The sequence below is a fragment of the Rossellomorea aquimaris genome, from assembly GCF_020171925.1.
Lineage (GTDB): Bacteria > Bacillota > Bacilli > Bacillales > Bacillaceae_B > Rossellomorea > Rossellomorea aquimaris_F.
Genome location: NZ_JAIVAR010000001.1, coordinates 467178 through 483481, shown reverse-complemented (window position 1 = coordinate 483481; position 16304 = coordinate 467178). Strand labels below are relative to the sequence as shown.

Below are 16304 nucleotides of genomic sequence, written 5' to 3'. Positions count from 1 at the left end.
TGAAATAGTGGAACTATTTCGATCAATCACACCTATTTAAGTGCCAATATCCTTATTTAATTAAAAAATGACATAAATGGGACTGAAAGAATAACCGTTAGGAGTTTCACACCATTTGATTCAAAACCATTTCGCATAACTTGTATTTATTTTTTGTATAGCCCTCTTAAGCATAGCAACCCGAATCCATGCAAGAGATCGCTTTTTTATAAACAACACGATTTACAGACACACCCAAACAAAAATAACCCATCAGGAAACGATTCCTGATGGGCTGATCTATCGTAATTATTTTGTTTCGATAATTTTCACGTTAACTGTCTTTCTTCCCCAATCCGTTGCTTGGTCTTTAGATGGGATAAATACGTCGATGCGATTCCCTTGGATCGCACTTCCTGTATCCTCTGCGGTAGCATAACCGTATCCTTCAACATACACTTTAGAGCCTAATGGAATGACATCCGGGTCTACTGCAATCACTTTTGCATCAGGGTTCTCTTTTAAATTGACACCTGTAGCCGTAACTCCTGAACAGCCGTCACATTCTGCTGTATAGGCCGTTGCTTCCACGGTCAGTTCTTTTGATACTGCCTCTTCCTGCTGAGGTGCAGCGTCTGCAGTCTTTGCTTCAGTTGCTTCAGCTTCTGGAGCTACTTCTGGTGCCTCTTCTGGAGCTGTAGTTGTCTCAGCCTCTCCCTGATCAGAAGTATTTACAGGAGCTGAAGTCCCTTTATCGTCTAAATTAATTAATAATTCCTGTCCAGGGATGATCAAATCGGATTCAAGCGCATTCCAACCTTGAAGGCTGTCCACTGAAATACCATAGTGTGATGAGATTCCCCATAGAGTATCACCTTTTTTTACCGTATAATATTCTTTAGAGGATACTTTGAGCTCTTGGTCTGGGAAAATGAGATCCGAGCCTAAGTTGTTCCATTTTTTAAGCTGATCAACAGATGTTCCATATTCCTTCGCCAATCCCCATAGCGTATCTCCCTTTTTGACTTCGATATCTTGTGCTGAAGCGCTAGCACCACCAGATACTGCCAGAGTAGTGAAAGCAGCAACAGAGATAATCGATTTTTTTAGTTTCATAGAAAAATTCCTCCTTATGTAGCTAGCGGTATTTATTTTTGCTAACAGGGAAAATACTAACATAGTAAAATCTCAATACAATAACAAGAAAATGATAATCATGCGTCAGAACTATTTCATGGCTGTAATATATAGCGTTTTCCTGTATAATCTATCATTTTGAGGAATAATAAACCAATTAACTAGTTATAGATGGCAAGTATGTATATATTTAGAACTTGTTGCAATTTCACTTAACAATCCACACTTACGGATTTATACTAATAACACGTGTCAATCATTGAAGGAGGTCAAGTTGATGGAGAATCAAGAGGAGAATATTGTACTTTATAAAGACGAGCCGGATGAACACTCTGGCCGATGCGAATGTGGTAATAATGTATTCAAGTCAAGGGTGCTCGACGGCAAATTCTATAGAAAGTGCCAGGAATGTGGAAAAACAAAAATTGTTTAAAAGCCCTTTTTAGCTACCAGTCCAAAAGACAAAAAATTAAAGGTGCTGACCTTGAATCCTATCGGGTCAGCACCTTTTTTATCATCGAGTCAGGATAATCGGTTCATCCTTTGTGATGATGATGGTATGTTCAATTTGTGCAACGAGACTTTTATCTGGCGTGATATACGTCCAGCCATCCCCTTTTTCGATTACATTTTGTGCCCTTCGTGATACGAACGGTTCAAATGCAATGACCATCCCATCCTTTAGTAGACCGTTATCCCAAGGATCGAAATAATTCAGGATATGATCTGGTTTTTCGTGCAATGATTTACCAACTCCGTGTCCGGTAAGGTTTTTAATGACGGTATAGCCATTCTTTTTCGCCTCATTATGCACAGCCTTCCCGATTCCGTTCAGTTTTGATCCGGCTTTCGCTTTACGAAGACCTGCTTCAAACGATTTTAATGCAGCTTCACACAAATCCTCAAGTTCCGGATCTCCGTTTCCTACTACGAAAGAAATTCCTGTATCGGCGTAATATCCGTTCTTAGATCCGGAAACGTCAATGTTCACTAGATCTCCGTCTTGAATGGCCCTATCCCCAGGAATGCCATGAGCCACTTCTTCATTCACGCTGATGCATGTGTAGCCCGGAAAGTCATATTCAGCTTTTGGCCCGGAAACCGCACCGTGTTCCTCGAACATTTTACCGGCGATTTCATCAAGCTCCCTTGTTGTGATGCCAGGCTTCGTTTGAGATTTGAGTTCATCTCTGATCAACGCGACAATTCGCCCGATTTCTTTTAATGCATGTAATTCTTCATCTGTTTTTACAATCATACTATCTTCCTTCTCTTTAAATTTTCATCTTCTCTTACTATACCTAAACGATTCATGTTTTTAAAGGAAAAGCTCTGCTGAACACTATTGATGAACACTTACAGGAAAGACGCACAGGATTGTCATGTCATTGAAGCCTTAACTTTCGAAGTTGCTCATCAACGGTATAGCCTAATGATTGCTTTCATCAGGAGTGAGCTGCTCGATCTTCTTATTCAGATAATAGAGGTCCCATTCCTGCATTTCTTCTTTATTCATGCCATGAACCAGATAGTTATGAAAATCGAAGATGATATGTTTTCTACTTGTATCGACTTCATTATATATCATGATCAATGCATCCATTATGGATAGTATGACGGAGATATCCCCCTTCCCATAATGGACCAATTGATAAAACGTTTTATATAGGATCTTATTGAAAGAAAAGAGATGAAAGAACACCCTGTTTTCACCTGCTTCATCTTTCATTCTGACAACTCCGTCCCTCAATTCATTCATTTCACTCAAGATGACACCAATATATTTAATGGCGTCCCTTGCAGTATTAGGATCATTGATGCCTGGTGAAATGGCCCGCAATGCAATTTCAACAATTTTCTGTAGAGAATAAGCTAAATCGTATTCACCCATTCTTTCCCTTCCGATAAAGATGTATGTGATGAAATCCGTCTGTATTCCTTTTGAACCGTAAATGTTGAAGATGACTTCCCCCTCCTTCACAAAGTCACCGACTTCCTTTCTGAAGTCAATCAGCACTTGTTCTTCGGATGCTGCCTTGATCATATCCGAGAAATCGACATATTGAATGAATCCTGATTTGGGAGCCCTTGCCTCATACATGGTCGTATATTGCTCTTCCGGGATCTCCTTATAGGTTTCTACAGAGTGTTCGGCTTGCAGTTTTTTATAGAATTTCAAGACTTTCAGCGCTTCCTCCTCCAGTCTTTCGACGAGCCTGCTAATTTGAATGGAGGTGGCGATGTGATGGATGAAATAGGCGAAGAATGAAAGGCACACTATGGCATAAAGAACCCCAACGAATGCCGATGACACCAGGTGTTCCTCAAGTGTTTGCCTCATGAATAACAAAGAAATGATGGAGTAAATGAAACCGCCAAGGAAGATTCCCAATCCCCTCAATGTCGTTTTATCCTTCACAAAGTTCTGAAGTGTCCGAGGTGAAAACTGGGAAGAATAAGTTGTTAAAACAACCATGATGGTGGAAAAAGTAAAGGTAGTCATCGTCAATAAGGAAGACGCAATGGCACTCAGCACGGTTTGGGCAAGGTCGATGCTTGTGAGCATTGCTTGTGGCAGAAAGGGTTCGATCTTATGAATCCAATACGTATCGAGCGTTATTGTCAAGATGGCCAAACCTAGTGATGCCAGACTATAAGCAGCAGGAACTAACCATAGCCCTTTCTTGATCTTCATAAATAATTTCTTCACATTATATCACCCCTTCAGTTGCAGAAGAAAAAGGGGAAGGACGTCCTTCCCTTCTAAATTATCTTCCCCTTCCGGGGTTTAAATCAAACAAAGAGAAAAAGGATCGGTATGACAATCGACGTGATGACGGCTGTCAGCGCCATGGCAGCACCACTGACCGCTGCCTCCCGTTCTCCTTCCTTATATGCCTGGGCAGTCCCGATTCCGTGCGAGATGACACCAAAAGGCAGACCCCTGGCAATCGGGTGCCTGATATTCAGCATGTTTAAAAGGAATGGCAGGAACATCGCTCCTGATATTCCTGTGATGATCACTATGGCAGGAATCAGTTCAATCTTGGCACCAATCAACCTTCCGATGTCCAATGCCACAGGGGTGGTAATGGTCTTTACGAGCAAGGAACGATTGATGTCTTGGGGTATATTCATGAAGACACCAAGAAAATAAGAGGTGACCATCGATACGGCACTTCCGATCAGGATACCCGATATGATCGGCTTCCAGTTCCGTACAAGTATGCCCCTGAACTGATATAGAGGGTATGCAAGAGCCACCGTTGCTGGCCCCAGCATATATGTGATGATTTCAGTTCCTTCTGCATAAGTTTCGTATGGAATATCCGTAATCCACAATGTGAAGATGAGTGCGGAAGAACTTAAGAAAATCGGGATTGTCAAAGGTGAAGGCCATAACCGATGAATCTTAATGGAAAGCAAGAACGTAAAAAACGTAAAGGCTATGGAAATAACCATATACACCAGATTAATCATATGACCCTCCCTCCTTCACCTTCATATATGCCCGCACCCATAATGAAGTCGCTGCGAAACCCGCTAATACGCTGACGCATAAGATCAAGATGAGTTTCCATCCATATTGAAGTAGAAACGGTCCCAGCACGACCGCACTAACAGACAAAGGTAAAAAATAAAATGAAAAATATTTCAAAAAGAAATTTGCTCCTTCTAACAATAGACGTTCCTTCATAATACCTGAAATCAATAATGAAAATAAAATAAGCATCCCGATGATACTCCCTGGTATCGGCAAATGAAAGAATTTCTCTATCCATCTTCCTGCTTCGAATAATAAGCAAAGAATCAAGATTTGAATGATGACTTTCGGCATGAGTTGCCTCCTTCGATTTGTTCTTTGATGATTTTAACATAAGAAAACAATTATTGAAGGGAAAGGGCATTTGTTTAGGGATAACTTGTTTTATCGTGGAGCAAAAAAGCCATGGAGGGAAACTCCATGGCTTTTAAATGGCAATCACTAATGTGAGGTTGCAATCTTATTTACTCTGTCATATTCTCTTTTAAAGTACCTTGACGAAAGCTTCAGCCGTTGATTGGCTTGATTGAGGATTCTGGCCGGTTACAAACTTTCCATCCGTCATCACATGATCGCTCCAAGCGTCTGATTTTTCGAATTGCGCACCCTGTTCCCTAAGTTTTGATTCCAAAAGGAACGGCATAAGGGAATCTAGGCCTGTTTGCTGTTCTTCTTCATTAGTGAAACCTGTAAGGTTCTTTCCACTTACAAGCCAATCTCCATTTGATAGCTTTGTTCCCACAAATCCTGCAGGGCCATGGCAAACCGCTCCGATCGCTTTATTGTTTTCTGCGAAATGAACAAGCGCTTGTTGAAGTTCGGGACTGTCCGGCAGGTCAAACATCGTTCCATGTCCCCCTGGAAGGAATATGCCATCATATTCCTGAACGTTTAATTGAGAAAGGACCAGCGTCTGGTCAAGCTCTTTCGTTACACCTTTCCACTTCTCGACATTCTCATCATCAAGGCTGTTCGGATCAAGTGGGATCCTGCCACCTTTAAGACTTGCAACATCAACTTCAAACCCTTGTTTTCTAAATTCTTCAAATGGTTCGGCAAACTCGGATAACCATAATCCGGTTTCATGTTCTTCGTCGATTTTACTCTCATTTGTAAGGACCATTAATACTTTTTTCACTGTACACCCTCCTGTTTCAATGTTATCTACTGAGTACATATTTGTTTTATCCATTCTTGAAGATTTTAAACACGATACAGAAAAATACCCCCTTAAAAGAGTCGCGAAGCAAACCTCCCCGCCTAGAGCAGGTTTAAAATCAACAATTTCTCTGATGGTCTGCAAGTGCTCTGCAACAAGGATGTACTAAGAAATACGGAGTCTAATCGTAGTTTCGGGAGTAATTCACCCTTTAAAATAAATAATTGTGCCGTTATCGAGATAATTCTACCCTTCGTCCAGATTTTTCACCCCTTCATTATAATAATTCTGCCGTTAAAGTCGGTTTTCGTTAACATAGGGCAATTAGTAATGCAAAATCCATCATACTCTAATTCCCCTCGTGCTGGATCACTCTATATACAAGCTTTCAAGTCAGGGCTGGAGCGAGTCGTAAACCATAAAAATATAGTAAAAATGCAGGTTTTCTTGACTTTGATTTTTCAAACATCACGCGGAAAGCATGTGCCTGTTGCGCAAATCATCAACTACCTATTTCTTCAAAAACAACAACGTTTACGAAAAAAGACAATAAAAAATGACGACTCTCCCGCTAGAGAATCGTCACTATTATGATAGGCAGGTAAGAAATCTTCTATCCCTGCCCATCTTTTATTTCAACCAATCAATGTCAGACTTTAGTTCACATCAAATAAAAACTGAATTTTCTTTTGCTGGGCATCCCACCCAAGATAAGCGGAGAATTGCTTGTCTCCCTTTTTAAATCCATCAATCCGATCCGATTTACCATCTTTCAGCACTTTTTTGACAATCGTTCCAGTGATCTTCTTTGAGAGGATGCTTTTGGATATTGTGAAGCTGCATTTATTTTTTTGATAATTGTTACATCCATAGAACTTCCCTTTATCCACTACCTTTCCCCCACACTTCAAACAAGGACCAAGTGGGGTTTTCCCACTTCTTTTTCCATTCTTTCCGGGTGCCCTCTGGATGGATTCGGTATCAAGGCCATCGAAATTCCAATTTCCCGCTTCATCCTTTGCGTTTTGAATGAGGACATGGCTTAGCTTTTTCACTTGTTCTAAAAATTCCGGTGCTGAAGCATTGCCTTTACCGATTTGCTGAAGGCGTTGCTCCCACTTTGCTGTCATTTCAGCTGAAGCTAAAACATTTTTCCCCATGGCCCGTATCAGGACTTTGGCTTTATCAGTAGGAAAGACGATATTCTTACGAATCTCGATATACTGCCTGTCCTTTAGCATCGTGATGATCCCTGCCCGAGTGGCTTCTGTACCGAGTCCCTCCGTTTGTTTGAGGACTTTTTCAAGTTCGTCATTATCGATGAATTTCCCTGCTGTTTTCATTAGAGTGATCAGTTGACCCTCTGTATATCGTTTAGGTGGCTGTGTTTTTCCTTCCTTTGTTGTTACCTTTTTGACCAGTCCTTGATCTTGTTCGACGACAGGAGGGAGGAGCGGTTCGTCTTCTTTCTCATTTTCTACAATGATTTTCCTCCAGCCTTCCTTCAACACTTGTTTCCCCTTTGACAAAAACTCTGCACGCTGATCGACAAGGGTTGTGATGGTTGTGTAATTGATGATCGCTTTATCATGATGGGCAGCGATGAATCGTTTGATGATGACATCATATATTTTTTTCTCTTCCATTGACAAAGTGTCCGGGTCAGTTACCTGCTCAGTTGGAATGATGGCATAGTGATCGGATACTTTCGCATCGTTTACGAAACGTTTATTATTCATCAGGCTTTCATTCGGTACTGGTATCCACTGTTTATAAGGGTTGAATTGCTTCAATTTCTCAAGGATGTCGGGAAACGTTTCTGCTTCACCTTTCGTTACATACTGAGAGTCCGATCGGGGGTACGAAACGATCCCTTTTTGATATAGTTTCTGGACGATATCCAACGTTTTTTTAGGCGAATATTTAAACATCTTGTTGATGGTCGCCTGCAGGGAAGAAAGATTGAACAACAACGGTGGCGAGAACTCTTTCCTGTCCGTTTTCACTTCTTTGACCTCAACAGGTTTATTTTCGCAGAAGGCGGCAATCTTTCGTGCAAGCTTTTCTGAATCGATGCGTGATTCGTCATTTTTATGCCAGGTTCCTTCGTAGGTATGACCACTGACCTCGAAATCAGCTTTCACTTCCCAGAAGGGTTCACTTTTAAAATTTTCGATCTCTTCATCGCGCTTTACAATCAAAGCGAGTGTAGGGGTCTGTACGCGTCCGGCTGAAAATACATCAGACATCCCTCTTTGTTTAAGGAGGATGCTATATGCCCTTGAGGCATTCATCCCAACAAGCCAATCGGCACATGCACGGGAATAGGCTTCGTAGTATAAGTCCCTTAGTTCTCTTTCTTCTTTTAATTGATTAAAGCCGTTGACGATGGCCTTTTCCGTGAGGGATGAAATCCACAAACGCTTCATTGGCTTTTGTACGCGGGCCATGGAAATGATGTTTCGGATGATCAGTTCCCCTTCCCTCCCGGCATCGCCTGCATGGATGATTTCAGTCACTTCCTGTTTATGGAGGAGTCCCTTTATCACCGTAAATTGTTTGGCTTTGGATCTTGAGAGTTCATATTGAAACCTGGCTGGAATGATGGGAAGGTCATCCATCGACCACTTCTTCCATTTGCTATCATACTTCTCGGGGGCCTGTAGTCCAAAGAGGTGCCCGACTGCCCATGTAATATAAGCGCCCTTCGGAAAGACCTCATTCGGGCCAATTTCAATGTAACCTTGTTTCTTCCGATGAGGAAACGGCTTTGCTAAAGTTGCCCCTTGATCGGGTTTCTCGGCAATCACAACTTTCATCATATGTCTCCTATCCTTTTTTAATATTCTATTATTATATCATGATTCAGCGAACCTTTGTTCTGCGAAAGTGTGGAGTGGGTCTATTAATTATCCATAGAAGATAGAGTTGATGTGTGGAATCGCGAAGAAGAGCGAATGTGCGTCCTGTCTCTGATTTAAGGCTAATGTGGCTAATAAAACATAAAAAGAGGCTGGGACATAAGATGATTCGTATCGTCCCGGCCTCTTCCAGCTCTAGAGTTACTCGATAATCTGAAGCTCTTTTGGAAACTTAGTCAATGTTTCATAGCCCTCTTCCGTGATGAGGACGTCATCTTCAATCCTGACACCGCCGATTTCCGGAACATAGATTCCAGGTTCGATGGTGTACGTCATCCCTTTTTTCAGGATGCCTTCATTCAGATGGCTCATGGAAGGGAACTCATGTACATTGATTCCCAGTCCGTGCCCGATCCTGTGCGGGAAGTAATTTCCGTAGCCTGCCTCTGTGATGATATCTCTCGCGATTTGATCTAGATCTCCTATACGGTTTCCTGGTTTGCTCGCTTCCAGGGATGCTAGTTCAGCCTTCAGTACAGTATCATAAATTTCCCTTTGCTTGTCTGACACAGATTTGAAAGCAACTGTACGGGTGATGTCTGACGTATACCCTTCAAGGACCACTCCCAGGTCGAATAAGACCAGATCTCCGGCTTTCAGCCTTCTAGAACCAGGATTCCCGTGCGGATCGCCAGCTTTCTCCCCGAATAGTACCATAGTGGAGAAGGACATTTCGCGGATTCCTTTTTTCTTTAATTCATATTCAACTTTCGCCAATACTTCCATTTCTGTTATGCCTTCTTTTAGGGCACCGATACCGACTTCCACACCGAAATCTGCCATTTCAGCTGCCCTGCGCATAATTTCAATTTCCTGCTCGTCTTTGACAACTCGCATATTGTTCAGTTTATCCTCTACATTGATAACATCCGCTTGTTTAAAGTTGGCTAAAAATGATTGACTGCGACCATACGTCAATACTTCAGCTTCAAAGCCGACCTTATCCCCCTTCACCCCGCGCTTTTCGATTGCTTCGTTGATGAAATCCCAAGGGTTCTCGTGATCGGAATAGCCAATCACTTCATCATTCCATCCAGCATCCTTTACTTGGCGAGCTTCCATTCCCGGTACGATCACGAAAGGATCGGCTTCAGGAAAAACGAATAGACCCATCAATCGTTCATGTGGATCCGTATGGAAATTGGTTAAATAAAATACGTTTTCAGTTGAATTAATGAAAGCAGCTTCAATCTTTTCATCTTTCAACCATTGTTTGAAGTTTTCTAATCGATGTTGCATTCTTAGTTCCTCCTTGAGTCTCACTTTATGTAATCGGTTAATATGAGCATAACTATGCTAACATATTTTTATGATTCAGTGAAATGTTCCACTTATTGATGTGAATATCCTTCTGCACTCTTCCATACAGAGTAACAAAAAAACACCCATGTGTTTATTTGACAGGGTGTACCATATCCTTCCTTCAGCCTATAAAGAGCACGGACATTCTGTGATATAATTTGAATACACAGCATAATGTAGGGTGGGAGTGGCCACTTCCTGGCTAAGGGAGGTGGTGCCTATAGTGACAACGTATGAGGCTTTGACGCTAATGATAACATTTAGCTCTTTGATCGTCTCCATCATTGCCATTGTTATTTCGAACGACAATAAGAAATAACCCCACCCTCGTTAAGCGCCTAAACTTTTGAAGGGCAGAGTTATTTCCTTTCTCTATTGGGCCACTGCTTTCCTTGCAGGTGCTGTGTGGCAAGAGACATCGGCTGCAACCGGTGTCTCTTTGTTATTAGTTATGCTCTACTTTTAAGATAGTATAGAAGACGGTGAAAATCAACTTCTATTTGTAGAGGGATTTTTCTTCTAAAACAAGAATATGTTAGTGATAATATATTTTGTTAGGAGGTTAGTTATGATGAAAAAAATGATTGTGGAGGCGTCGATTGAAGACGCAGGTGAAATCCTCCAAATTCAGAAACTGGCATATGTCAGTGAAGCAGAAATAGATGGGAATTATGAAATTGAACCTCTTCTTCAAACAATTGAAGACGTAGAAATGGCGTTTTCTGAACACGTGGTCCTTAAGCTGGTCTTGGACGGTAAAACCATTGGCTCTGTCCGTGCGAAAGAATCAGCCGGGACATGTCATATTATGAAATTAATGGTGCATCCTGACTTCCAGGGGCGTGGATTCGGAAAAGAGCTGATGAATGAAATTGAAAGAAGGTTTACCGGATTTCGATTCGAATTATTTACGGGGAGCAAGAGTGAGAGGAACATCCGTTTTTATAAAAACCTCGGATATGGTGGGTATAAAACAGAAAGGCTCCCAAGAGAAGAAACGATGTTTCTATTCATGGAAAAAACGACAAGCTTAGAGGCGTGACCTCTAAGCTATTTAGGCAATGCGTTTTTCAGTCTTTTTAGACTTTCATAGCGATGAACATGAACCTTTTTCCAACTGTTCATCTTACTTTTAATTTCCTTAATACCACTTTTTCAATCATTCTCCATGGCAGAATACTTTTCATAAAAATAGTAAAACGCACACCCTTGCCTGCAGGGATTCGAAAAGAATGTATTTTGCCGGTGGCAATTGCTCTGACGATTTGTGCAATTTCAGCAGGATTCCCCCGTTTTTCTTTTGCCATTTCTGATTCGATTTTGTTCATATAGGAGAAATAGGGTGAAGAAGTGACAAGAGAGCGAGGAGCTATTTTCTTTCCGGATGTCCAGATATTCGTTTGAAACGAACCTGGTTCAATCAAGAAGACTTCAATGCCAAATGGTTTCAACTCTAGCCTCAAGCTTTCACTATATCCTTCAAGTGCATGCTTGGATGCAACATAAGGGCTGAGCCCCGGGAATCCAAATCGTCCACTGATGCTGCCCATGTTGATGATCTTCCCTTTCCCTTCCTTTCTCATGAAAGGTAATACAGCCTGTGTGACAGCCATGACGCCAAAGACATTTGTTTCAAATTGTTCCCTATATTCTTCTATACTCACCTCTTCGACAAATCCTCCGATTGCAAATCCTGCATTATTCAGCAACAGATCGATTGACGAATAGTGGCTGATCCTTTCTTTAAACGCTTTTATAGATTCAGAACTGGACACATCCAACGGTTCAATCAAGATCTGCTTTGAAATTCGAAGCTCTTCTGCTCTCTTCAATAGTTCTCCTGCATTAGTTGGATCTCTCATCGTGGCAATCACCCGATAGCCAATTCCTGCCAATTCGAGTGATGACAGCATCCCGAATCCGCTATTTGCTCCTGTAACTAACGCGAGCTTTTTCATGATGATCCCCCCACATTAAGCCTTATTGTTATATATAAAAAAGACGGCTTCATCCCATTGAAGCCGTCAAGTCGAGGATATGGTGTCAATTTCATTATTAAGTGTACTGCTTTCCCCTCAATCCATCAAACTCATCAAAAAGCGATATAACCTCATCTGCTTATATGTGCTAAATTGTATGATGATTTCCGCACACATTCATATATTTATATAATTTTAAGCATAAAAGCTCACTTGGCAGGAACGGTCGTAATGACCTTTCCATGATCATCATTGAAAGACAATAAAGGCACCGCAAGCTGTCCATGATAGCTTTCTACATGAATGAAGTAAGGTTCATTCGGTAAACGGACTTCTTTAAACTCGAGATCACTCCGATATGTAAATGACTTTGCTGCAATTTGCTTACCATAAACAATGAATTGTTCGTTCGTAAAAAAGCTTGAGCCCACTGACGCATTCTTCGCTTCTTCATCCCTGACAAGTTCATACAAGGGAAGCACATTCTTTTTTATATAATAAGCAATTCCGACTCTCTTTTCCTGACCATTTAACGCATATAGAAGAACATATCGATTCCCAATTTTTCTTTTCATGACAACCTTTACGTCGTAAGCTCCTTCATTTTTGAATTCCTCAAAATGCGTAGCAAGATTCTCTTCGGTAGTGAGGAGAGCACGTTTATCGAACAGATCCACCACGATCGTAGAGATGATTGAACTTACGATGACCATGACTAACACTTTCGCAAATCGGCTACCTTTCTTCACTGCATCCCTCCTACCATTTAGCAAATAAAACATAATTACGTACGTAAGCTTCCATAATGGCTGCTCTTTGATTCTCAGAGAAAGTCAAATTATTGCCAATCTTATTATCCCATATGAACCATTATACCAAATATTATGAATATACCCCATAAAAAAACAGCAGGGGATCCCCCTGCTGTTTTTTCTATGCTTACTGCTGATCTGCCGGTACGACAGCATTCTTTAGTTCATTTTGAAGTTCTTTTGAATATTTTTCTTTTTGATCATCTGTCCAGTTCAATAATTTCGACATGATTTCGATCGCTGGAACATGCCATTTCTCAACCCAAGCACGGTCAAAGAACATCGCACCCGTCCTACGGATGAAAAAGTCGACGGGAGTTGCAGCCATTTCTTCCTGGATGGCATAAATGAGCTGGGCATATAAGGTTGCTGGAATGGACTTCTCTTCAGATGTACCACTATAGGCATGGGCAAGCTTGAACAACTGATCGACGTTGGATCCATACATCCCAGCCAACTGACGTCCTTCTTCTTCTGTCAGCCCATATTGCAAGGCTTCTTTCGACTTCTGATCAATGAAGGAACCGAGATTTTTTGATCCTCCGACATGACCTCCAGAAATCGGCATATTTTTCGTGGAACCTGCAGGGAATTTCACTTTCGTTTCTTCCCTCAGTCGTTTGGAGACAAGGTCCACGACAGTCTCTGCCATTTTACGGTACCCTGTCAACTTTCCACCGGCGATGGTGATGAGGCCGCTGTCCCCTTCCCAAATTTCATCTTTTCGGGAGATTTCGGAAGGATCTTTCCCTTTTTCGTAAATGAGCGGGCGAATTCCAGCCCAGCTTGACTCTACATCATCCTTTGTCACCTTGACTTCAGGGAACATATAATGGATGCTGTTCAGAATATAGTCCCGATCTTCTGTCGTCATGCGTGGAGTCGCCTTATTCTTATCATAAAATGTGTCAGTGGTACCGACGTATGCCTTTCCGTCCCTTGGAATCGCGAATACCATCCTGCCATCAGGTGTATCGAAGTAGACCGCTTGCTTCAACGGGAACTTGCTTTGGTCAATGACGATGTGGACACCTTTGGTCAAGCGGAGCTGTTTATTATTTGTGCTGTAATCCTTACCTCTCACTTCATCGACCCAAGGCCCTGCGGCATTGACGATTTTTGTTCCGCGGATTTCAACCGTTTCCCCATCGATGAGATCTTCCGCTTCAATCCCGACCACTTTTTTGTCTTCATATAAGAATCTTTGGGATTTGGTATAGTTAATGGCCGTCGCTCCATGTGCGATTGCTTCTTTCATGACTTCAATCGTCAGGCGGGCGTCATCGGTACGGTATTCAACGTAGTATCCGCCTCCTTTGAGACCGTCTTTCTTGACTAACGGTTCCTTGGAAAGAGTCTCGGCAGTTGATAACATGGTGCGCCTTTCACCTTTTTTGACCCCTGCAAGATAATCATATACTTTCAACCCGATGGAAGTACTGAATTTCCCGAATGTGCCCCCTTTGTGAAGCGGAAGAAGCATCCACTCCGGAGTCGTTACATGGGGTCCGTTTTCATAAACGATCTCCCTTTCTTTCCCGACTTCTGCAACCATTTTCACTTCGAATTGTTTCAGGTAGCGCAATCCTCCATGAACGAGCTTCGTGGAACGACTTGATGTACCTGATGCGAAGTCCTGCATTTCAACCAGTGCAACCTTCATTCCCCGCTTTGATGCATCGAGTGCGATACCTGCACCTGTAATTCCTCCACCAATGACGATGAGATCAAATTGGCTGTTGCTTAATTGATTTTTCACTTCTTGTCTTGCTGTGCTTGAAAACGTCATAATATGATTCCTCCTGAACAAACAGTCTTGTATGAATTCTATAAGTAAGTGTATATCCAAAAAAAGAGAGACCAAAACTAACATCATGGAATATGAAGTCCATAATGCAGATTGGTCTCTCCGGGTCTCTTACCGTTTTATTAACTTGTAATCATCATAACATACATTCCAATTATTTAAAAGCCATGGCAGCGTTAACAGCTTTTTTCCAACCACCATATAATTCTTCGCGCTCTCCATCCGTCATGTTTGGATCGAATTCCTTGTCTTTGTTCCATTGGTTGGATATTTCTTCGCGATCCTTCCAATAACCGACTGCCAGACCTGCAAGGTATGCTGCACCAAGTGCCGTCGTTTCATTGATGACAGGTCGCTCCACGGGAACATTCAACAAGTCACTTTGGAACTGCATGAGGAAATCATTCTTCACAGCCCCTCCATCCACTCGGAGTTTCTTAAGTGCAATCCCTGAATCTGCCTCCATGGCAGTCAGAACATCCTTCGTCTGATAAGCAAGTGATTCCAAGGTTGCACGTACAAAATGTTCTTTGGAAGTCCCCCTGGTCAAACCGAAGACAGAACCTCTTACATCACTGTCCCAATAGGGTGTACCTAGGCCTACGAATGCCGGGACAACATATACGCCATCCGTGGAATCAACCTTTTCAGCATATAATTGACTGTCCTTGGCATCTTTCAACATTCTCAGTCCATCACGAAGCCATTGGATGGCAGACCCGGCTACAAATATACTACCTTCGAGTGCATACTCCACCTTCCCGTCAATTCCCCATGCCAGCGTCGTCAGGAGGCCATTCTCTGATTCAACGGCTTTATCACCAGTATTCATCAGCATGAAGCAGCCGGTACCGTATGTGTTCTTTCCCATACCCTTTTCAAAGCAGGCTTGTCCGAATAATGCTGCTTGCTGATCGCCTGCTGCCCCGGCAATCGGGATTTCTTGCCCAAAGAAATGATGAGGCACGGTCTTTGCATATACTTCAGATGATGGCCTGACTTCCGGTAGCATCGAAGCCGGAACCCCGAGAATATCCAGAAGCTCTTGATCCCACTTCAATTCGTGGATATTATACATCAATGTCCTTGATGCGTTGGAATAGTCAGTGACATGGGCTGTTCCACCAGACATCTTCCAGATCAGCCAAGTATCGATCGTACCGAATAAGAGCTGACCGTTCTCCGCCTTTTCACGTGCTCCTTCTACATGATCGAGGATCCATTTCACTTTAGTACCTGAGAAGTAAGCATCAATTAATAAACCTGTTTTCCCCCTGAAGGTATCATTTAAATCCTTTGCTTTCAATTCTTCACAAATTTCAGCGGTCTGCCTGGATTGCCATACGATGGCATGATAAATCGGCATGCCCGTTTCTTTATCCCATACAACCGTTGTTTCACGCTGGTTGGTAATGCCGATTCCTTCAACCTGTTCAGGCTTTACATTTGACTCGGATAAAACGGTTGCAATAACGGACAAGATGGATCCCCATATTTCATTGGCATTATGCTCCACCCAGCCCGGCTTAGGAAAATGTTGCGTGAACTCCTTCTGACTCGTATGAACGATTTCACCTTTTTTGTTAAAAAGGATGGCTCTTGAGCTTGTGGTTCCTTGGTCTAATGACAAAATATATTTTTCCATGATGATTCCTCCCGAGAAT

The 16304-nt window shown here is 42.2% G+C and carries 15 protein-coding genes; 3 read left to right on the top strand and 12 right to left on the bottom strand.

Annotation, left to right across the window (positions count from 1 at the left end; all coding sequences use genetic code 11):
* Positions 1-288: 288 nt before the first annotated feature.
* Complete coding sequence (locus tag LCM10_RS02375) at positions 289-1095, bottom strand: LysM peptidoglycan-binding and 3D domain-containing protein (protein WP_224874354.1); 807 nt, start codon at positions 1093-1095, stop codon at positions 289-291.
* 298 nt (positions 1096-1393) lie between these two features.
* Here LCM10_RS02375 and LCM10_RS02370 point away from each other — a divergent pair, with 298 nt between their 5' ends.
* Positions 1394-1549 (top strand): hypothetical protein, encoded by a 156-nt coding sequence (locus LCM10_RS02370; RefSeq protein ID WP_224874353.1) that lies wholly within the window; start codon positions 1394-1396, stop codon positions 1547-1549.
* Between the two features lie 81 nt (positions 1550-1630).
* Here the strand turns inward: LCM10_RS02370 and map are convergent, their stop codons facing one another.
* The 7 genes from map to LCM10_RS02335 all read right to left on the bottom strand — a co-directional run bounded on the left by map (position 1631) and on the right by LCM10_RS02335 (position 9979).
* Positions 1631-2374 carry a type I methionyl aminopeptidase gene (gene map / locus LCM10_RS02365; RefSeq protein ID WP_224874352.1) on the bottom strand — a complete coding sequence of 248 codons (744 nt, stop codon included), beginning with the start codon at positions 2372-2374 and terminating at the stop codon, positions 1631-1633.
* A gap of 171 nt (positions 2375-2545) precedes the next feature.
* Entirely contained in the window at positions 2546-3826 is a 1281-nt protein-coding gene (locus LCM10_RS02360; protein WP_224874351.1) for a DUF2254 domain-containing protein, read from the bottom strand.
* Between the two features lie 83 nt (positions 3827-3909).
* Positions 3910-4596 (bottom strand): LrgB family protein, encoded by a 687-nt coding sequence (locus tag LCM10_RS02355; protein ID WP_224874350.1) that lies wholly within the window; start codon positions 4594-4596, stop codon positions 3910-3912.
* Entirely contained in the window at positions 4589-4954 is a 366-nt protein-coding gene (locus LCM10_RS02350) for a CidA/LrgA family protein (protein WP_224874349.1), read from the bottom strand. Before LCM10_RS02350 ends, LCM10_RS02355 begins: the two co-directional genes overlap by 8 nt.
* 190 nt (positions 4955-5144) lie before the next feature.
* Positions 5145-5798, bottom strand: coding sequence for a type 1 glutamine amidotransferase domain-containing protein (locus LCM10_RS02345; RefSeq protein WP_318247462.1), 654 nt, complete (start codon positions 5796-5798; stop codon positions 5145-5147).
* Positions 5799-6475: 677 nt separating this feature from the next.
* Positions 6476-8638, bottom strand: coding sequence for a DNA topoisomerase III (locus LCM10_RS02340; protein ID WP_224875574.1), 2163 nt, complete (start codon positions 8636-8638; stop codon positions 6476-6478).
* Between the two features lie 243 nt (positions 8639-8881).
* Positions 8882-9979 (bottom strand): M24 family metallopeptidase, encoded by a 1098-nt coding sequence (locus LCM10_RS02335; protein WP_224874346.1) that lies wholly within the window; start codon positions 9977-9979, stop codon positions 8882-8884.
* A gap of 244 nt (positions 9980-10223) precedes the next feature.
* On the opposite strand from LCM10_RS02335, the gene LCM10_RS20810 reads away from it, so the two are divergent.
* Together LCM10_RS20810 and LCM10_RS02325 are read left to right on the top strand one after the other, a co-directional pair.
* A complete protein-coding gene (locus tag LCM10_RS20810) occupies positions 10224-10361 on the top strand; it encodes a putative holin-like toxin (protein WP_412103356.1) in 138 nt (45 codons plus the stop codon).
* Between the two features lie 249 nt (positions 10362-10610).
* On the top strand, positions 10611-11084 hold the full coding sequence (locus LCM10_RS02325) for a GNAT family N-acetyltransferase (RefSeq protein ID WP_224874342.1): 474 nt from the start codon (positions 10611-10613) through the stop codon (positions 11082-11084).
* Positions 11085-11163: 79 nt separating this feature from the next.
* On the opposite strand, the gene LCM10_RS02320 is transcribed toward LCM10_RS02325, so the two are convergent.
* The 4 genes from LCM10_RS02320 to glpK all read right to left on the bottom strand — a co-directional run bounded on the left by LCM10_RS02320 (position 11164) and on the right by glpK (position 16285).
* On the bottom strand, positions 11164-12000 hold the full coding sequence (locus tag LCM10_RS02320; RefSeq protein ID WP_263621357.1) for an SDR family oxidoreductase: 837 nt from the start codon (positions 11998-12000) through the stop codon (positions 11164-11166).
* A gap of 230 nt (positions 12001-12230) precedes the next feature.
* Positions 12231-12770 carry a hypothetical protein gene (locus LCM10_RS02315; protein WP_224874340.1) on the bottom strand — a complete coding sequence of 180 codons (540 nt, stop codon included), beginning with the start codon at positions 12768-12770 and terminating at the stop codon, positions 12231-12233.
* 190 nt (positions 12771-12960) lie between these two features.
* Positions 12961-14622 carry a glycerol-3-phosphate dehydrogenase/oxidase gene (locus tag LCM10_RS02310; protein WP_224874338.1) on the bottom strand — a complete coding sequence of 554 codons (1662 nt, stop codon included), beginning with the start codon at positions 14620-14622 and terminating at the stop codon, positions 12961-12963.
* 172 nt (positions 14623-14794) lie between these two features.
* Positions 14795-16285: a glycerol kinase GlpK gene (gene glpK, locus LCM10_RS02305; protein WP_224874337.1), complete on the bottom strand. Its 1491-nt coding sequence runs from the start codon at positions 16283-16285 to the stop codon at positions 14795-14797.
* Between the last annotated feature and the right edge of the window lie 19 nt (positions 16286-16304).